We start from the raw sequence: 17,823 nt of genomic DNA, 5'->3' as shown, positions 1-17,823 counted from the left end.
TATGCGCATGCTACATACTATGCTACGAGTAGGCAATTTAGAACAATCTTTAGCGTTCTATACTGAAGTACTTGGTATGACTTTACTTCGCAAACGTGATTATGAAGAAGGTCGCTTTACCTTAGCTTTTGTTGGTTATGGTGATGAAGAAAACAATACAGTTTTAGAACTAACGCATAATTGGGATACTTCAAGTTATGAATTAGGCAATGCTTATGGTCATATTGCGATTGGTGTAGCTGATGCGTATCAAGCGTGTGAAGAGATTAAAGCACGCGGTGGCAATGTTGTTCGTGAAGCAGGTCCAATGAAGGGTGGGGTCACTGTCATTGCATTTGTTGAAGACCCAGATGGTTATAAGATTGAGTTGATTCAGCAGGATCATGATGCACGTAACAATTAAGTACATAGTGTTTGAATAAATATTTTAAAAATAAAACACTTAAACAAAAGTTTAAGTGTTTTAAATAAATAGTGAATATTTTGTTCAAAAACTAGCTTAATTAATCAGGCTTAGTAAGATGAATATTTACCCGACGGTAAATTCATCTCGCTGAGCTTTTTTATGGGCTCTACATAAATAAAAAGACAGATAGGATGTTAATTATGAATATGTTGAAACTATTAGCACTTGATCGATTTACAATACTTTTAATTGTGATGGTGATATTAGCGACTTTCCTTCCTGTACATGGACAAGCCGCCAGTATTTTTGGGGTCATCACGAATATTGCGATTGCAATCTTGTTTTTTTTACATGGTGCTAAATTATCACGTGAAGCGATTGTGCAGGGGATTCTACATTGGCGATTACATGGGGTTGTTTTTGCCTTTACCTTTACTGTTTTTCCGATTCTCGGGCTTTTAGCAAAACCTATTTTAGAGCCTTTGCTTGGACAGCAGTTGTATTGGGGCTTCCTGTTTATGTGCTTTTTGCCATCAACAGTGCAGTCTTCCATTGCATTTACTTCTGTGGCAAAAGGAAATGTTGCAGCAGCAGTATGTAGTGCTTCATTCTCCAATTTGATTGGTATGTTTATCACACCTATTTTGGTCAGTGTATTTATTTTTGGTCAAAGCAAACATGAATATGATGCGACATCATCCATTATAGAAATTACGTTACTTTTGTTGGTTCCGTTTGTATCTGGGCAATTACTTCGTCCCTATGTTTTTCCTTTGATGCAAAAGATTCCAGGGATTGTGAAAGAATTTGACCAAGGTACGATTTTATTGGTGGTCTATGGTGCATTTAGTGGCGCAGTGACAACAGGTTTATGGCAGCAAGTCAGTTGGACAACTTTGTTTATTTTGACTGTGGTTTGTTCAGTATTTTTAACCATTATTATGTTACTTGCTTACTATATTCCTAAATGGCTTGGTTTTAATCGTGCAGATCAGATTGCCGTATTTTTCTGTGGTTCGAAAAAAACCTTAGCCAGTGGTGTACCGATGGCACAAATTTTATTTATCGGGCAACCGATTGGCATGATTGTTTTACCGATTATGATTTTTCATCAAATTCAGCTCATGGTCTGCGGAATTATTGCGAATTATTGGTCGAAACAAAATGATGTTGAATTAGATAAAGATGCGGTCTTAGATTAATTCACATTATCCAATTTTTCATGTATAATTAGGTCCACTTGTTGTGCTTAGCTCTGGCGGAATCCGTCTCGGTGGGCCAAGAGAAATGGTCTGTTGTGGTGTTGATCTGCTTTATTTTTATGATTTTTTTATAAATTTCATAAAGTTTAGCTTTTTCCTCAATCTTTTGAGAGTGATCAATTGCGATGACAGCAAAACCTTTCTTTACTTAGGAGAATCGACCATGCGCGCCGATATTCACCCAAAATATGAAAAATTAGTTGCTACTTGTTCATGTGGTAACGTTATTGAAACTCGTTCTGCAATTGGTAAAGAAACTATTTACCTAGACGTATGTTCAGCTTGCCATCCATTCTATACTGGTAAACAAAAGAATGTGGACACTGGCGGTCGTATCGACAAGTTCAAACAACGCTTTTCTGGTATGTCACGTACAATCAAACGCGACTAATCTTGCAAAAGATAAAAAACGGGCAATTGCCCGTTTTTTTACATCTATTGTTTTGTGGTATGGAAAAGTACAAGACCTTATTGGTCTTGTACATCTGTTAGATGATCAAGTTTCTTTTGGAAATATTCACCTTGTAGATATCGTACATCCACATTCCAAGCATTCGCGAAAGAGTTCATATCATTCAGATTTTTTAATAAAATTTCAACGGGGCGAATGGCATGATAGCTTTCAATCAACTGCTGAAGGGTTTGCATTGAGGCATCATTATTCAGCATCAATGTGTATTTTTCATCGAGTGTTAGATGAGCAACATCACTTTGTTTTAGAATGGCTTCGCTTGAAATCGTCGAACCAAAATTACGTAAAGAAATGTCTGCACCATGCTCCCGTAACACTGCAATCTGCTTTTGAGATTCGACCAGATTTTTTGCAATATCTTCTTCATCAAATTGTAGAATCAATGGGTGAGATAAGCGGCTACCAACAATCGTAATCAATTTAGAAACTAATTCAGGGAATTGTTTATCTTTAAATAAGATATGACGATTCAAATTAACAATTAATTTTGCTTCAGGATATTGAGTAATAAAATTATGTAGTTGCTTGCAGGCTTCAACAAGAATCCAGCGATCTAGCTTAATCGACAGTTCAATATCATCATCAAGTTCGATTAAATTATTGGTTTTTTTCCATTGATTTTCATAAATAAAACCACTGGTTACTTCATAAGTATAAAGATTACTATCTTGTTTATCATAAAGCTGTTGATACTTGAGATGAATTTCACTTTTTTCGAGTTTCTCCTGAATTTGGGCAAGAAGAGGTGATTCTTTAACAATGGGCTGGACATTCAAAATAGGTTCAGAAGAAAATTGTAAAGGTTCAATGTTCAATGTCGGTTCATTTGCAATCAGTTCAATCTTGGTTTCTTGTAACGTTGCTTCAAGTTGTAAATCAGAAGCTGTATCTCGTTTAGGTAATGGTTGGTTATAAGCTTGTGCCAAAACAGACTCAAAATTCGCTTCAGTGAATGAGTTTAAATCCAGTTCGCTAAAACCGAGTTTTAATTGTAGTGGAAAGGTTTGATTATGAATGTTCAGCAATTGAGGTTTTTCTAAAGCACTTAAACCAGAAATGCGAGATTCAAGAATCTGTTGAGATTCGGCTTGTAATAGTGTGGCATAAAGTGCGGTATCTAATCTAAATACAGTCTGATTAGTTTGCTCTTTAACGAATTTTTTTAAGTGTTGGAAATATTCTTTGGTGGTTTTCCAGTCTAAATGCAATATTTCATCTGGACAATTGGCTAGGCTAAATAGCACCAATGCATTGGCTTTAGCAGGTTGATGGATTAAAGTACGCTGAATTTTTTGGAAAGCTGATTCATTATCATGACTCACATTGCTCGTGATTGAACTTTGTAAGGCAGGGTTTGAATGAGTGATTGTATTTAGTGTTTCAATGGTAATTTGAACAGCATCATCTTCAGTGGAAGGAAGAAATTCAATTTTGAGTGGGTTTTGACTTTTTGCATTTTTATTTAATGTGTCAATTTCAAAACGTGCAAGTTCAAACTGGCCTTGGCTGATCCTTTTAAATCGATTTTTAAAATCATTTAAATTTTTAGGCTGTAAAATATCAAGAAGCGGTAAACCAATAATGTCATCTTCACTCGATAAACCAAATAGTTTTAGATACTCTTCATTGGCATGCGTGTGAATACCTTCTTGAATTGTAGCCACTGCTTTATGTTGTTCTTGAACCAATGCTTGTGCCTGATTCTTGGCATTATCAAGTTCGTTGAGTAAAAGGCGTTGTGTTTGTAATGTTCGGCTAAAAGACAATGCACGAACCAGACCAATATAGAAACGTTCAGGAAATTCAAGATTAACAACATCATAGATTCCTTTATGAATATAATTTTGATATTGCTCAGTTTTATAATCTTGAGGTTTTAGTAATAGAACGGGAATATTAATTTGTGAAGAAGCTTGAATTAAAGTAAGCGCTTGCTCAATTTTTAAATCATAAGCTTGACCGAAGATAATTACATCCCAAGTGGTATTGAGTTGCTTTTCAAAGCTATTCAGATCATCCAATAAAGTGGCTTGCACAAGGTGATTTTTGCTTTGAAAGAGATCTATAATTGTATTATATCGAATTTGATTGTCATCAATGATGAGCAACTTGGTTTCAGATAGTTTCAATTTTTTAGATAACAGTAAATTTCTCACTTCAAGGCTTCCCATACATCTTGATTATTTAAATCAGTGGCTTGTTGATGAATATATTGATCAATTAAGGTCTGTTGTTCATCATTTAATAACTCATAATCAAATTGAACAAAACTTTGTGTAATCAAAAGCGTTTTAATTAAATAGATTTTTACTTCTTGATCTGCCAAGCGAAGATAAATCGCTTGCTGTTCTTTAAAGAACGGTAAATTTGGTAAAATTAATGAAGTACTGGTGGTGTCTAAATTTTGATTTTGTACCAGTAAACATGGATGATAATTTACATTTGAACGATCTGTAGAGACTTTCACTGCACATGGATAAATATCTTGAGCCAGTATTTCAACGCCAAGCTCATAGGTTTTGTTTACAGACTGTTTAATCCAACGAACAATTGCACCTTTCCATTTATTCTGTAAATTCTCATTAACGAGAATAAACTCTCCAGTACGTAAGCTCTTCGGTGCTTCATTCGCCCAGCGAATGCGATAACCTGTAATGGAAATATCCAACACTTGGGCTTGGTAAATATGCTTTGCTTCTCGATCAAGGGTTTTTATATGCTTTGGTGCATTGGAATCGTTATTGTTTGCAATACTGGACTGTACATTGGACTCAGATTGAAAGCCAAAATTATTCTTAAGTTGTAATGTTTCATGAAAGTTTTTTGCTTTCGATAAATAGAAATGTGCGGTCAATAAGCTAAAGCAAATTTGTAACTGAGCAGAATATTCATAACGTTCATGTTGTCGTTCACTATTGGTGCCCAATACATTTTGTACATGAAATTTTAATGCGCCAGATAAATAGGCTTGTTCATTTTTAGAAAGATAGTCAGCATCTTTTTGAATGGTTGTGTTGATATGTTCTAATAAACTTTGAGTCGAAATATAAAGATTCGGATGAAAACTTTCATGCTGTTTACGATTATAAACAGGAGGGTGATCTTTACTACTATCGACAATATAGCGTGATAACGTCGTTTCTCGTGGAAGAACCTGAATCATTTTTGCCCAATCAAAACTACATTGATACAAGGCTTGAATTTCAGATGGGCGAATTTGGTGTGTATTAAAAATATCCAATAAAAGAACTTGTGAATAGGCTTGCTGAATATTTTGAATGGTGTGGTGCGTACCTTGCAATTGATTGATATTGATCAGCTGATCTTGATTGCTGACAGCCAAATCATACAAGTTATGCGTTCTATACCATTGGTTGGATAAAGCACTGCTATAAAGCATTTGCTGTTGGACTAATAAAAGTCCCAATTGTTCTAATGCATAATATGTTGCGAGTGTACGCGCTGTTTTTAAATTTTTGGTTTGAGAAATTTTAAAAAAAGAAAATTTTTGACTAGAAAGTTGCTGATGACTGCGATGTGCGATATCGACATAGATATTGGTAAAATAAGTTCTAAGTCGTGTCGTGAGTAAAATAATATGCTCATTTCGATCAGATAAAAACAATCCTTGATTGATGAAATGTTTTTCTAAACCAGTCAAAACATTCTCAATAGAAGGGTGTAAAACTTGGACAAGATCGAATCTCAGTGTTTCACTACATTGTAATTCTGAAAGCTCATGAATCGCTTGTAATACAGACTCGGAAGTATCTCCAAGTTGCATCATCGATAAATTGGATGCCCAAGCACTCATGGCTTGGACAGTCGGTTCGGTAAAGCTTAACCGTTCCCTTTTTAGAACAGTAGAAGAATGGAAAATTTCCGAAATTTCTTTATTTATCATTTCTTATTTAACTCTATATTCCACTTTAAAAGGTTAATGCTCCAAACAGCGGTGTTTTATTTTGTTCTCCCGCGACCTCTCGGACTAATTTTGGCACCAAATAACCCGGTAAGCTGGCTAAAACATCTGTATAGATTTGATCAATTTTATCTGTTTGCAAATCAAAGTGATGTGCACCTTTTACTTTATCTAAAACATGTAAGTAATAAGGCATGACTTGTGCTTCAAAAAGTCGATGACTTAAATCCACAAGAACTTGAGCTGAATCATTGACCCCTTTTAATAAAACAGCCTGATTTAAAACCAAAATATTCTGCTGTGCAAGGTGTAATAATTGAGTACAAGTAAAATCATCAAGCTCAGCAGCGTGGTTCGAGTGTACCACTAGAATGACACGTAGCCTACTGTTTTTCAATAAGGAAACCAGTTCTTCATCAATTCTATTGGGGATGACAATCGGAACACGTGAATGAATTCTCAAGATTTTTATTTGTTTGAGAGATTCTAGACGTTCTATCCATAATGCTAATTTACGATTTGATAAAGTGAGTGGATCCCCACCACTTAAAATCACTTCATTAATTTGTGGTTGGCTTTCCAAATAGGCTTTGATGTTTAGCCAATCTTCATTTTTCGGTAGATTTTCTTGGTAGGGAAAGTGACGACGGAAACAGTATCGGCAATGAACTGCGCAAGCACCCGTTAAAGTCAGTAGAAAACGTGATTTATATTTATGCAATACACCCGGAAGTTGATTGGCTGCTTCTTCTCCGAGTGGATCTGTGACAAAACCAGCATGTTCTTCTAATTCTAAATGATGCGGAAGCACTTGCAACAGTAAGGGATCTAAAACATTCCCTTTTTGCATTTTTTCAACAAAGGCACGTGGAACACGCAATTTAAATTGTTCAGTTGCTAAAAGTGCGCCAGATAATAAATTATCTGGAGAGATTTGTAGGGTTTCTAACAGTTCTAAAGGGTCAGTAATGAGTTGACTCAGTTGAGATTGCCAGTTTTGCTCTTGATATAAATAGTTTATCATGCCACGTGTAAAATATGAGTGGTTGGATGTCTGAGACACCGAATGATTCTATAGCGTGTATTTTTGCAATACTCGCTATAGAGGCTTGAAATCCGACAAGTATAAAATTTGTCAAAGTTTTATTGCTGAATTAAGAATCATTGTACCTGTATCTTTCTCAGGGATAAACCAAACATTATTGAGTCTGTATATGCTGTGATCAGCTAATATGTGAACATTGTTGAAAATATTTACATTGCTTCAATGTGTCTTGCTCATTTAGAATATTGTCAAATGAAAATGTGAGCTTTAATTTGCATGTAAATATTCAGTATGAATGTTTCAATGTCAAAATCGAGCCATGTAAATAGATTAAGTTAGTAAGTTTGGAGTGAGCCTTTCCATGGCCAATTATTCTACAAGTGATTTTAAAGCAGGCCTTAAGGTTATGCTGGATGGTAACCCATGTTCAATCATGGAAAACGAATACGTTAAACCAGGTAAAGGTCAAGCGTTTAACCGTGTTAAGTTACGTAACCTTAAATCAGGTAAAGTGTTAGAAAAAACGTTTAAATCAAATGAAACACTTGAAGGTGCGGATATCGTTGATGTAGAGATGGAATATCTTTATAACGATGGTGAAATGTGGAACTTCATGGATCCAGTCACTTTTGAACAAATTACTGCAGATAAAGTTGCCATGGGCGATGCTGCAAAATGGTTGAAAGATGATTCAAATGAAAAATGTACAATCATGTTGTTTAACGGTGTTCCATTAAGCGTGAGCCCGCCAAACTTTGTTGTATTGAAAATTGTTGAAACTGATCCAGGTGTACGTGGTGATACTTCAGGTGGTGGTGGTAAACCCGCTAAACTTGAAACAGGTGCGGTAGTACGTGTTCCATTATTTGTACAGCAAGAAGAAAGCGTTCGTGTAGATACTCGTACAGGTGATTATTTAGAACGCGCGTAATTGTATAGCCATATACAATGACCAAAAGGGATGCTTTCGAAGCATCCCTTTTTTAATGCTAAAGTCTTAGATGAAATACTTGTAATTGGGTGTAAATTCAAAGAGAAGTATATTGACTCAATGATATATATAAATCATTAGAATAAAAAAGATTTGATATGGAAAGCTGAATGTAATCATGTAGATTAAAACTAAAATCTATGCCAAAGTCGTAAACGAAAACAAAAAAATAGGGAGCATAATTCATCAGGGAAATGTCATACGAAATGCATTGCGGTAAATAAAAACAATGGAACTGCTTTTAGTAATCAAGATGTGAGGTATTAATGGAAAATATTCAGAAAAAGCCAACAGCGCTATCAAAAATGATTTGGGTTGTGGTTGCCATTTTAGGCGCAGTATCTTTTGGAATACTCGCTGTCAGTAAGGGTGAACATGTCAATGCTGTTTGGTTAGTCTTAGCAGCAATCTGTGTATATAGCATTGCTTATCGATTCTACAGCTTATTTATAGCAACGAAAGTTTTTGAGCTTAATTCAAGACGATTAACACCTGCACATCGTTTAGCAGATGGTTTGGATTATGTGCCAACCAATAAATATGTGCTATTTGGACATCACTTTGCCGCAATTGCTGGTGCAGGACCATTAGTGGGTCCTATTCTCGCTGCACAAATGGGTTATCTACCAGGAACCATTTGGTTACTTGTCGGGGTGGTCATTGCAGGGGCAGTACAGGATTTCCTTGTCTTGTTTATTTCGACACGACGTAATGGTAAATCTCTCGGTGAAATGGCAAAAGATGAACTGGGTTCATTTGCTGGTGTCATCGTTATGCTCGGTGCTTTGGGGGTGATGATTATCATCCTTGCCGTTTTGGCATTGGTAGTAGTGAAAGCATTAACCAACAGCCCGTGGGGTGTATTTAGTATCGCAGCAACGATTCCAATTGCTTTGTTCATGGGAATCTATATGCGATTCCTACGTCCGGGTAAAATTGCAGAAGTATCTATTATCGGTTTTGTATTGATGATGGCTGCGATTATCTTTGGTGGTGATATTGCACAACATCCATATTGGGGACCGTTCTTTACATTGACGGGTACACAATTAACATGGTGTTTAATCATTTATGGTTTTGTCGCTTCAGTCCTACCTGTTTGGTTGTTATTGGCGCCACGTGATTATCTTTCTACATTCTTAAAAATTGGGGTAATTGCAGGTTTAGCGATTGGTATTATGGTTGCAATGCCAATGTTGAAAATGCCGTCAATGACTAAGTTTGTGGATGGTACAGGACCTGTATTTGCAGGATCAATGTTCCCATTTTTATTCATTACCATTGCCTGTGGTGCAATCTCAGGATTCCATGCTTTGGTTTCTTCAGGCACTACACCTAAGCTAATTGATAACGAAGCTGATATTCGTGTAATTGGTTATGGCGGTATGTTGATGGAATCATTTGTCGCAATTATGGCCATGATTTGTGCAACAGTACTTGAACCAGGAATCTATTTTGCAATTAATTCACCAGCAGCCGTATTGGGTACAACTGTTGAAAGTGCTGCTGAAGCTGTACGTAATTTAGGGTTTGTGGTTACACCAGAAACATTGACCTTGCTTGCAAAAGAAGTGGGTGAAACAACCATTCTGTCTAGAACAGGTGGTGCTCCAACCTTTGCGATTGGGATGGCACATATTATTACGGAAATTTTTAACAACCGTTCAATGATGGCATTTTGGTATCACTTTGCAATTCTATTCGAAGCATTATTCATTTTAACAGCGGTAGATGCGGGTACGCGTGCTTGTCGTTTTATGGTGCAAGATACAGTTGGTATTGTTATTCCTGCGTTAAAAAATTCACGTAATTTTATGGGTAATTTGATCGGTACTGCAATTGCCGTTTCAGGTTGGGGTTTCTTCGTTTATCAAGGGGTTGTTGATCCTCTCGGCGGTATTAACAGCTTATGGCCACTGTTTGGTATTGGTAACCAAATGCTTGCTGCGATGGCGTTAATTCTCGGTACAGTTATTCTGTTCAAAATGAAGAAAGAGAAATATGTTTGGGTCACGATTGTCCCAACAATTTTCTTATTCATTACTTGTATGACGGCTGGATGGCAAAAGATTTTCCATGAAAATCCTAAAATTGGTTTCCTTGCTCAAGCGAATAAATTCTCTGATGCGATTGCAAAAGGTGAAATTCTTAAACCTGCTAAAACCATTGAAGAAATGCAAACCATTGTATTCTCAAATCAAGTGAATGCAGGATTATGTGCATTCTTTATGATTGTTGCGGTGATCATGATTATTGCTGCAGTTGGTGCAATTCGCCGTGCATTGGCAAGTCCAACACCTACAGTGAATGAAGCTGAAGCGATTTATACTGATGAGGTTCCAGTAGGAGAATTGAAATGAGTCTAAAAGAACAAATTCGTCAGAAGTTGGCTTTAGGTAAAATTATTAAATTTACGGTCTTGGCACAGCCAAAGAAATTTTTAATGTTGAATGGAATTAAAACAATTCAACTGATTTGGCAACGTTTGCAACAAAGCTTCCGTTTAATGGTCGGTGTTCCAGATTATGAAACGTATTTGGAACATATGAAAAAAAACCATCCTGACCTAGAAGCAATGGATGCTAAAACTTTTTATCGTTATTGCGTGGATGCACGTTATCCATCTGCCAGTGGTGGCTTAAAGAAATGTCCTTGTTGATATAACGGGTGAGTGAAAAACGGCATGTAAATGCCGTTTTTTATGACTTTAATTTATCTAGGAATGTATTGTTAAAACTATCAAAAAAATCAGTCAGATTTTTAGCTTATTCTAGCTTAGAGGAGAGTTAGTGACGTCTACGATGTCAATGTAGCACTCTAGCCGAATAACAGAAATATTCTAGTATTAAAAATAAGGTTGATTATAGCTATATTGCTTAAATTATTAGAATTAAAGATTTGATCTTTTGGGGAAAAATAAAAAACAGTGTATGTTAATCATCTATCTGTTTTTTATTGGGGAATAAAAGGTGATTTGGGGCGCGACGAAAACAAAAAGTGTGGAATCTATTGAAGTCATTACTGAAAATGAATTATCGCCTTTTTATCCTAAAATTGATGAATTCCTAAATCAAATCAATCAAATTATCTTAGATAAAAATCAACAAACTAAATTGGCTTTATGTAGCTTATTGGCAGGTGGACATCTCCTTTTTGAAGATTTGCCCGGCTTAGGTAAAACCACTTTAGCCAGTAGTTTATCGCACCTTACAGGATTAGATTTTCAACGGATTCAATTTACCAATGACATGCTTGCAAGTGATGTGATTGGCATCAATATGTTTAATCAAAAAGAACATCAATTTGAATTTAAACAAGGACCGATTTTTACCCAAATTTTATTGGCAGATGAAATTAACCGTTGCAGTCCGAAAACTCAAAGTGCATTGCTTGAAGCAATGGAAGAGGGTAATGTCACAATAGATGGTACACGTTATGAGTTGCCAAAACCATTTTGGGTGATTGCAACACAGAATCCACTCTTTCAAAGTGGAACTTATGCATTACCTGAATCGCAACTTGATCGATTTCTTATGCGTTTATCCTTAGGATATCCATCTCGTTCTGCTGAAAAATTACTATTACAGCAGAATTCACGGCATACATTAATCGCCAGTTTATCTTCAGTCTTTCTCCAATATGAAATTTTGCAATTACAGCAATGGGTGAATCAAGTTTCAATGAGTGACATTGTTTTTGAGTACCTTTTAGATTTAGCTGAAGAAACACGTAAAGGACATCATGGTTTATCTACACGTGGTCTTTTAGCCTTAAAGAAAGCAGCACAAGCGTATGCATTAATTGAAAAACGTAATTTTGTCATCGTAGATGATGTTCAAGCTATTTTTGTTGCAGTGGCTTCACATCGCATTGGATTGGGTGAAATTGAGACTTTGCACCTCATGAAAAATGTAGCAGTAAAAGGCTAGGGCGATGTGGTTATGCAGAAGACACGATTTCAGAAATGGTTACATCAACGTTTTCAATATCAAGGTATTCGGACGTTAAAACAAAATAATGTCTTTGTTTTTATCTACCAACAAGGTTTTTTATATTTAGTTTTGATTCTTATTACTTTTATTGCAGGCATTAATTATGCAAATAATTTAATTCTCGGTTTTTGTTTTTTGATTAGTGCCATTCTCTGTATTAGTTTTTATTTAACTTTTAAGCAATTACATGCCTTGACGATAGAAGTACTTGTACCTGAAATAGGGCGAGTGAATGATGTATTGACTGTAAAAATTATTTTAAAACAGCAAACTAAAAGCCCCAAATATTTAAACTTTAAAGTCGATGATCAGATTTCGCCTATTTTATTTGAAGAACTTCAACAAAGTTTCGAATTGAATTTTATTCCCTTAGCACGTGGGGCATATCAAATTCCTGTCATTCAAATATTTTCGACTTATCCTTTGGGGATTGTTAGATCTTGGACGTATCTTTATTTAGCCCATGAAATTTGGATAGCCCCATTTCCATATCAATCTTCAAAGGTACAACAGTCATCAGCCAATAATGGTTTACCTGATTTAGATGAATTTCGAGAATTACGCTCATTTAAAGAAGGTGATTCTTTGCAATCCATTTCATGGAAACAGGCTGCGCGAGGGCAAGGTCTCTATGTGAAACAATTTGAAGATCAAACGGATGCATATTCAATTCGTATTGATTATGCAAAAATGCCGAGTATAGAACATGAAGAAAAACTCAGTTTAATGATGGGCTTGGTTGATGGATGTGAACAACTTCAAATGCGTTATGCATTGATTTTGCCTAAAGCACAAACTGATTTTGGGGTAGGTGAATTACATTATCACGTCGCCAAAAAATTATTGGCACAGGCTTAAAATGATGAATCGTTCTATACAAATTTCAATTCTACTCATGCTAAGTCTGATTTGGCTTGCTCAAATTGCATTTATTCCCGTTTTCTTAAGCATTCTATTTTTTATACAAATAGTCGCTTTATTTTGGTTTTATCAAAAACAAGTTCAGAAAAAAAAGACAGATTTTCCTAAACTAGCGAAAATATTATTCGTATTAGTGGCTTTAGCCATTATATACATCAGCTATAAAAGCTTTTTAGGGGTTGAAGCGGGAACAGCTGTACTGGCAACTTTTTTATATGCAAAAGCATTAGAAACACAGAAAAAAAGAGATTTGATTATTCTTTTTAATTTTGCACTTTTTGTCAGTGCAAGTTTATTTTTATACAGCCAATCTTTTTGGATGGCATTGATTGTTTTAGCCTGCTTAATCAGCTGTTTGGTTGGATTATATCGAATTCAAACCAGTCAATATCAACATGTTGTAACAACAGTTCAGTCTTTAAAAACTGATATAAAGCATATTCTAAAATTCATTGGTTTAGCGCTTCCGTTCTTTATTTTACTTTTTTTATTTTTCCCAAGATTACCGCCACTTTGGCAAATACCGATTTCGAGTAATAAAGCAGTCACTGGGGTAAGTGATCGAATGTCACCAGGCGATATTGCAGAGTTATCTCAATCTTCTGCTTTAGCATTTCGAATTCTTGGAAATATGAAACAATTACCACCTCGTCAAGATTTATATTGGCGAGCGATGGTGTTAGATCAGTATGATGGAACAACATGGACAAGCAGTGATTTTAATAAACAAGTAAAACAGATTGAGCGTTCAAATCAAGAAAAGTCAATATTTGAGTATCAATATTTAGCTGCAGATTATCGAACGCAATGGGTGATGGGTTTAGAAAAATCCGTCCCTTTAGACCCTCAGTTTCAATTACATCAAGATTGGTCGATTACACCAAATCGAGCAGTACAAAGGACTCAACCCATTCGCTTGAAATGGGTAACCAATAAAATTGCTTCTGAAAAAGATGCTCATTATTTAGAGTTTGAGCAAAAATATAATCAGCAATATATACAGCGCGTAGATACAAAATCCCAAGAATTAGCACAACAATTATTTAAAGCGAGCGATCAAAACCCTGGGAAATATATATCTAATGTATTGCAATGGTATAAAAATAATCATTTTATTTATACTTTAAGTCCTGGGCGTTTAGGACAAAATAGAGTTGATGATTTTCTATTTCAGTCCCGACAAGGCTTTTGTGAACATTATGCATCTAGTTTTGTCATGTTGATGCGTTATGTGGGAATTCCTGCACGTGTTGTAGTGGGGTATCAAGGTGGAGCACTTGCACCTGATGGTCAAAGTTGGGAGGTAAGACAACTTGATGCTCATGCATGGACGGAGGTATATGTAAATGATCAGTGGCAGAGAGTAGATCCTACTTTTATTGTTGCTCCGCAACGTATTGATCAAGGTATGCAAGATTATATTGCAAATGATCAGCAAATTTTTGGCAATACAGAGGAGTCAAATTGGCATTATCAACAGTATTCAATGTTAAAAGAGTTAAGAATTTGGAGTGATTACGCCAGTTATCAATGGCAAAGTAAGATTATTGGTTATGACGCAGAAAAACAGAATAATTGGCTTAAAAAGTTAGGTCTAGATACTGGCTATGGTTTTGGAATTATTTTGATTTTAGGTTTATTGTTTCTTAGCTTTGTATATGTTGTTGTATATAAGTGGAAACAGTATAAGCAACGTTCTGCTTTGGATTGTGTACTAGATGTATTTTCTAAACAATTATTACTTGAGCATAAAAAAGCAGATTATGAAACTTTCCAACAATGGATGAAACGATTATCGAAGGATTCTAATCGAGCAGATTTATTTGACCAAGCTAATCTTTTATTTCAAAAAATTATGTATTTAGAACAGAAAGATAGTAAAGTTTTATCAAATTTAAAAAACTTGCTCAAAGAATGTTCTACCGAACTAAAAAAAGCTAAAAAGCCTTGTCTTGATTCTGAAAAATGAATATCATGCTTTCCATATATTAGGTGTATAGCTCAGTTGGTTAGAGCGCTACGTTGACATCGTAGAGGTCAGCAGTTCGAGTCTGCTTATACCTACCAATATTCAAAGGCTTACAAGTATAACTTGTAAGCCTTTTTTAATGTCTCTTGATTGTTAAACCTGTTGCATTTAATAGGATTTGTTACACGAAGCTATTATCAAATGTTTATTCAGCAATATAGTTTCCAGATGAATAAGCCAATACCTAAAACCTACCGTACAATGAATTGGTCCTCATACAATCGAGCCTTAATCAACCGAGGTAATATTTCTATTTGGTTTGATCCTAACACTCAGTGGTATGCTTAGCCAAAAGGTAAACACTGTCGAAATCAAATCTATTCCGATACAGCTATTCAATGCTGTTTGATGATCAAATATCTCTTTAGACTTTCTTTACGTATGGTCACAGGCTTTGTCCAAAGTTTTATTAAACTTTCTGGGCTAGACAGCCCCGAATATCAGTGATATTCGTACTCTACACTTTGCAGAAGACAAAAGTACATTGATATTGCGTTAGCTATCAAAAAAGTAGTGATCCTCTTCCTTGCACAATATACTGCTCATCGTAGATTTTACTGGCTTGAAGTTTTTAGGTTAAGGTGAATGGAAACGAAAAAATATGCACCTGAATATCGTCGCCAATGGCGTAAACTTCATATCGGCATATATGCTAAAACCCTGCAAATACGTACTGTTCAGCTCACTACGAACGATGTCAGTGACTCAAAAGTACTAGAAAACTTACTCGCTCAAATTCTATTGGATGAGAAGATTGACTCTGTTTATAGCGATGAAGCTTATGACACTAAATGCTGCCGACAGCTCATTTCAGATCATCAAGCATATGCAGTCAGTCCACCAAGAAAGAATGCAGAGCCTTGGAAAGATAAACAAGTAAGGTCCATTGAGCGGAATGAATTATTGAAAACAGTCAAACAGCTAGGAAAAACCATTTGGAAAAAGTGGTCTGGATACCATCGTCGAAGTTTGGTGGAAATCGAGATGCATTGCGTCAAATTATTAGGAGATAAATTAACGGCAAGGAGCTTTCCTGGTCAGGTGAATGAGATTCATGTACGCGTAGCGATCTTGAATAAATTCAAAAATTAGGTCGTCCTCACACCCAAATTGCATCTTAAATTTGAGTAATCTAGGTAGCTTTATCTTTAAAATATTTATGCAACAAAGCCTATGCGAGTTGTCTATTGTAATAACTTATTATTGATTTAATTGGAATTTAGGTTAGAAAAGTTATTTAATGAAGGTGAAACCATTCTAATAAAAGCCTTAATTATTCGATGTTTGGGGCTTTTCAATTCTTAAGAAAAAATTAGAGCAGTCTAGACTGCTCTAAAATATATTTATTGATACAGAAGACTAAATACGATTAGGCAACATTTAAATCTTTATTCAGGAATTCTATTCCTGTTGCAGCTTTAATTTGTTCTAAACTGACATCTTTAGCAAGCTCAATGAGTTGAACACCATTTGCTGTAATATCCATAACGCCTAAGTCAGTGATGATACGATTAACCACGGCCTGTCCTGTGAGTGGAAGGCTGCATTGTTTCACAATTTTAGGACTGCCATCTTTCGCATTGTGTTCCATCAGTACCACAACTTTTTGAACGCCTGCAACTAAATCCATTGCACCGCCCATGCCTTTTACTTTTTTACCTGGAATCATCCAATTGGCTAAATCACCAGTTTTGGATACTTCCATTGCACCTAAAATGGCGATGTTGACATGACCACCACGGATCATGGCAAAAGATTCTGAACTAGAAAAAAATGATGCGCCTTTTCGAGCAGTTACTGTTTGTTTACCTGCATTAATTAAATCAGCATCGACGGTTTCAGCAGTCGGGAATTCATCAATACCCAATAAACCATTTTCTGACTGTAGCCAAACATTAATGTCTTCTGGAATATAGTTGGCAACAAGTGTTGGAAGACCAATCCCTAAGTTGACATAAAAACCATCTTCAAGTTCAAGTGCTGCGCGTTGTGCCATTTCATTGCGTGTCCAAGCCATGATTTAAGCCTCCACTGCTTTTAAGGTCAATTGTTCAATGCGCTTTTCAGGTGCTGCATTGAGTATAATTCGGTTGATATAAATGCCTGATAAATGAATTTCATCAGGATCAATTTCACCAATTTCTACAATGTGTTCCACTTCAACAATTGTAAATTTCCCAGCAACAGCACATTCTGGGTTAAAGTTACGTGCTGTTTTACGGAACACTAAATTGCCGGCTTTATCTGCTTTATAAGCTTTGACTAAAGCAACGTCAGCAGTCAGAGATCGTTCTAAAATATATTTTTTGCCATCAAATTCACGGACTTCTTTGCCATCAGCAATGAGTGTACCAACACCTGTTTGAGTGAAGAATGCAGGAATACCAGCACCACCTGAGCGTAATTTTTCAGCCAATGTACCCTGAGGTGTAAGTTCTACTTCAAGTTCGCCATTTAAATATTGACGTTCAAACTCTTTGTTTTCACCGACATAGGATGAAATCATTTTTTTAATTTGCTTAGTTTGTAAAAGTTTGCCTAAGCCAAAATCATCAACACCTGCATTATTGGAAATACAGGTTAAATTTTTGACACCCGTTTCTTTTAATGCATCAATCAGTGCTTCTGGAATTCCGCAAAGACCAAAACCACCAACAGCTAAAACTTGATGATCTGCTACGATATCTTGAAGTGCGGCATGAGCATTCGCTACAACCTTATTCATCATTATAACTCTATATCCATTAGTGGATTTATTATTAGCAGGACATATTCATCTATAG

The 17,823-nt window shown here is 35.7% G+C and carries 14 protein-coding genes, 1 tRNA gene and 1 pseudogene; 11 read left to right on the top strand and 5 right to left on the bottom strand.

Translation table 11 applies throughout. The features are described 5' to 3' along the window. The first annotated feature begins 1 nt into the window (after position 1). From gloA to rpmE, 3 genes are all read left to right on the top strand, one after another. Positions 2-403: a lactoylglutathione lyase gene (gene gloA, locus B9T35_RS05880; protein WP_086190180.1), complete on the top strand. Its 402-nt coding sequence runs from the start codon at positions 2-4 to the stop codon at positions 401-403. A gap of 203 nt (positions 404-606) precedes the next feature. After that, positions 607-1,608, top strand: coding sequence for a bile acid:sodium symporter family protein (locus B9T35_RS05875; protein ID WP_086190179.1), 1,002 nt, complete (start codon positions 607-609; stop codon positions 1,606-1,608). A 223-nt stretch (positions 1,609-1,831) separates the two neighbouring features. Beyond that, on the top strand, positions 1,832-2,059 hold the full coding sequence (gene rpmE / locus B9T35_RS05870; RefSeq protein ID WP_086190178.1) for a 50S ribosomal protein L31: 228 nt from the start codon (positions 1,832-1,834) through the stop codon (positions 2,057-2,059). Between the two features lie 77 nt (positions 2,060-2,136). Here the strand turns inward: rpmE and B9T35_RS05865 are convergent, their stop codons facing one another. From B9T35_RS05865 to epmB, 3 genes are read right to left on the bottom strand one after another with little or no spacing between them, the layout of a single operon-like run. Beyond that, positions 2,137-4,311: an EAL domain-containing protein gene (locus B9T35_RS05865; protein ID WP_086190177.1), complete on the bottom strand. Its 2,175-nt coding sequence runs from the start codon at positions 4,309-4,311 to the stop codon at positions 2,137-2,139. Then, positions 4,293-6,044 (bottom strand): GTPase, encoded by a 1,752-nt coding sequence (locus B9T35_RS05860; protein ID WP_086190176.1) that lies wholly within the window; start codon positions 6,042-6,044, stop codon positions 4,293-4,295. Before B9T35_RS05860 ends, B9T35_RS05865 begins: the two co-directional genes overlap by 19 nt. 25 nt (positions 6,045-6,069) lie before the next feature. Then, positions 6,070-7,086, bottom strand: a complete 1,017-nt coding sequence (epmB, locus tag B9T35_RS05855; protein ID WP_086190325.1) for an EF-P beta-lysylation protein EpmB — start codon at positions 7,084-7,086, stop codon at positions 6,070-6,072. 382 nt (positions 7,087-7,468) lie between these two features. Between epmB and efp the strand changes: the two genes are divergently transcribed. From efp to B9T35_RS05815, 8 genes and pseudogenes are all read left to right on the top strand, one after another. Further along, a complete protein-coding gene (efp, locus tag B9T35_RS05850; protein WP_086190175.1) occupies positions 7,469-8,038 on the top strand; it encodes an elongation factor P in 570 nt (189 codons plus the stop codon). 326 nt (positions 8,039-8,364) lie between these two features. Continuing rightward, positions 8,365-10,458: a carbon starvation CstA family protein gene (locus tag B9T35_RS05845; protein ID WP_086190174.1), complete on the top strand. Its 2,094-nt coding sequence runs from the start codon at positions 8,365-8,367 to the stop codon at positions 10,456-10,458. Then, entirely contained in the window at positions 10,455-10,757 is a 303-nt protein-coding gene (locus tag B9T35_RS05840; protein ID WP_086190173.1) for a YbdD/YjiX family protein, read from the top strand. Before B9T35_RS05845 ends, B9T35_RS05840 begins: the two co-directional genes overlap by 4 nt. A gap of 340 nt (positions 10,758-11,097) precedes the next feature. Next, positions 11,098-12,027, top strand: a complete 930-nt coding sequence (locus B9T35_RS05835) for an AAA family ATPase (RefSeq protein ID WP_416202423.1) — start codon at positions 11,098-11,100, stop codon at positions 12,025-12,027. 12 nt (positions 12,028-12,039) lie between these two features. Next, positions 12,040-12,948 (top strand): DUF58 domain-containing protein, encoded by a 909-nt coding sequence (locus tag B9T35_RS05830; RefSeq protein ID WP_086190171.1) that lies wholly within the window; start codon positions 12,040-12,042, stop codon positions 12,946-12,948. Positions 12,949-12,952: 4 nt separating this feature from the next. Continuing rightward, entirely contained in the window at positions 12,953-14,980 is a 2,028-nt protein-coding gene (locus tag B9T35_RS05825; RefSeq protein WP_086190324.1) for a transglutaminaseTgpA domain-containing protein, read from the top strand. 21 nt (positions 14,981-15,001) lie between these two features. Next, positions 15,002-15,078 (top strand) — tRNA-Val (locus B9T35_RS05820). A 130-nt stretch (positions 15,079-15,208) separates the two neighbouring features. Further along, positions 15,209-16,161 (top strand): annotated as a pseudogene (locus B9T35_RS05815) (IS5 family transposase). Between the two features lie 248 nt (positions 16,162-16,409). On the opposite strand, the gene B9T35_RS05810 reads toward B9T35_RS05815, so the two are convergent. Both B9T35_RS05810 and B9T35_RS05805 read right to left on the bottom strand, forming a co-directional pair. Then, positions 16,410-17,057 (bottom strand): 3-oxoacid CoA-transferase subunit B, encoded by a 648-nt coding sequence (locus B9T35_RS05810; RefSeq protein ID WP_086190170.1) that lies wholly within the window; start codon positions 17,055-17,057, stop codon positions 16,410-16,412. Positions 17,058-17,060: 3 nt separating this feature from the next. Further along, complete coding sequence (locus B9T35_RS05805; protein WP_086190169.1) at positions 17,061-17,765, bottom strand: CoA transferase subunit A; 705 nt, start codon at positions 17,763-17,765, stop codon at positions 17,061-17,063. Positions 17,766-17,823 lie beyond the last annotated feature (58 nt).

Origin of the sequence: Acinetobacter sp. ANC 3832 (assembly GCF_002135415.1) — a bacterium.
In the GTDB taxonomy this organism is placed as follows: domain Bacteria; phylum Pseudomonadota; class Gammaproteobacteria; order Pseudomonadales; family Moraxellaceae; genus Acinetobacter.
Note: the sequence above shows the minus strand (reverse complement) of the source record. Positions and strands in the feature narration are given on the sequence as shown.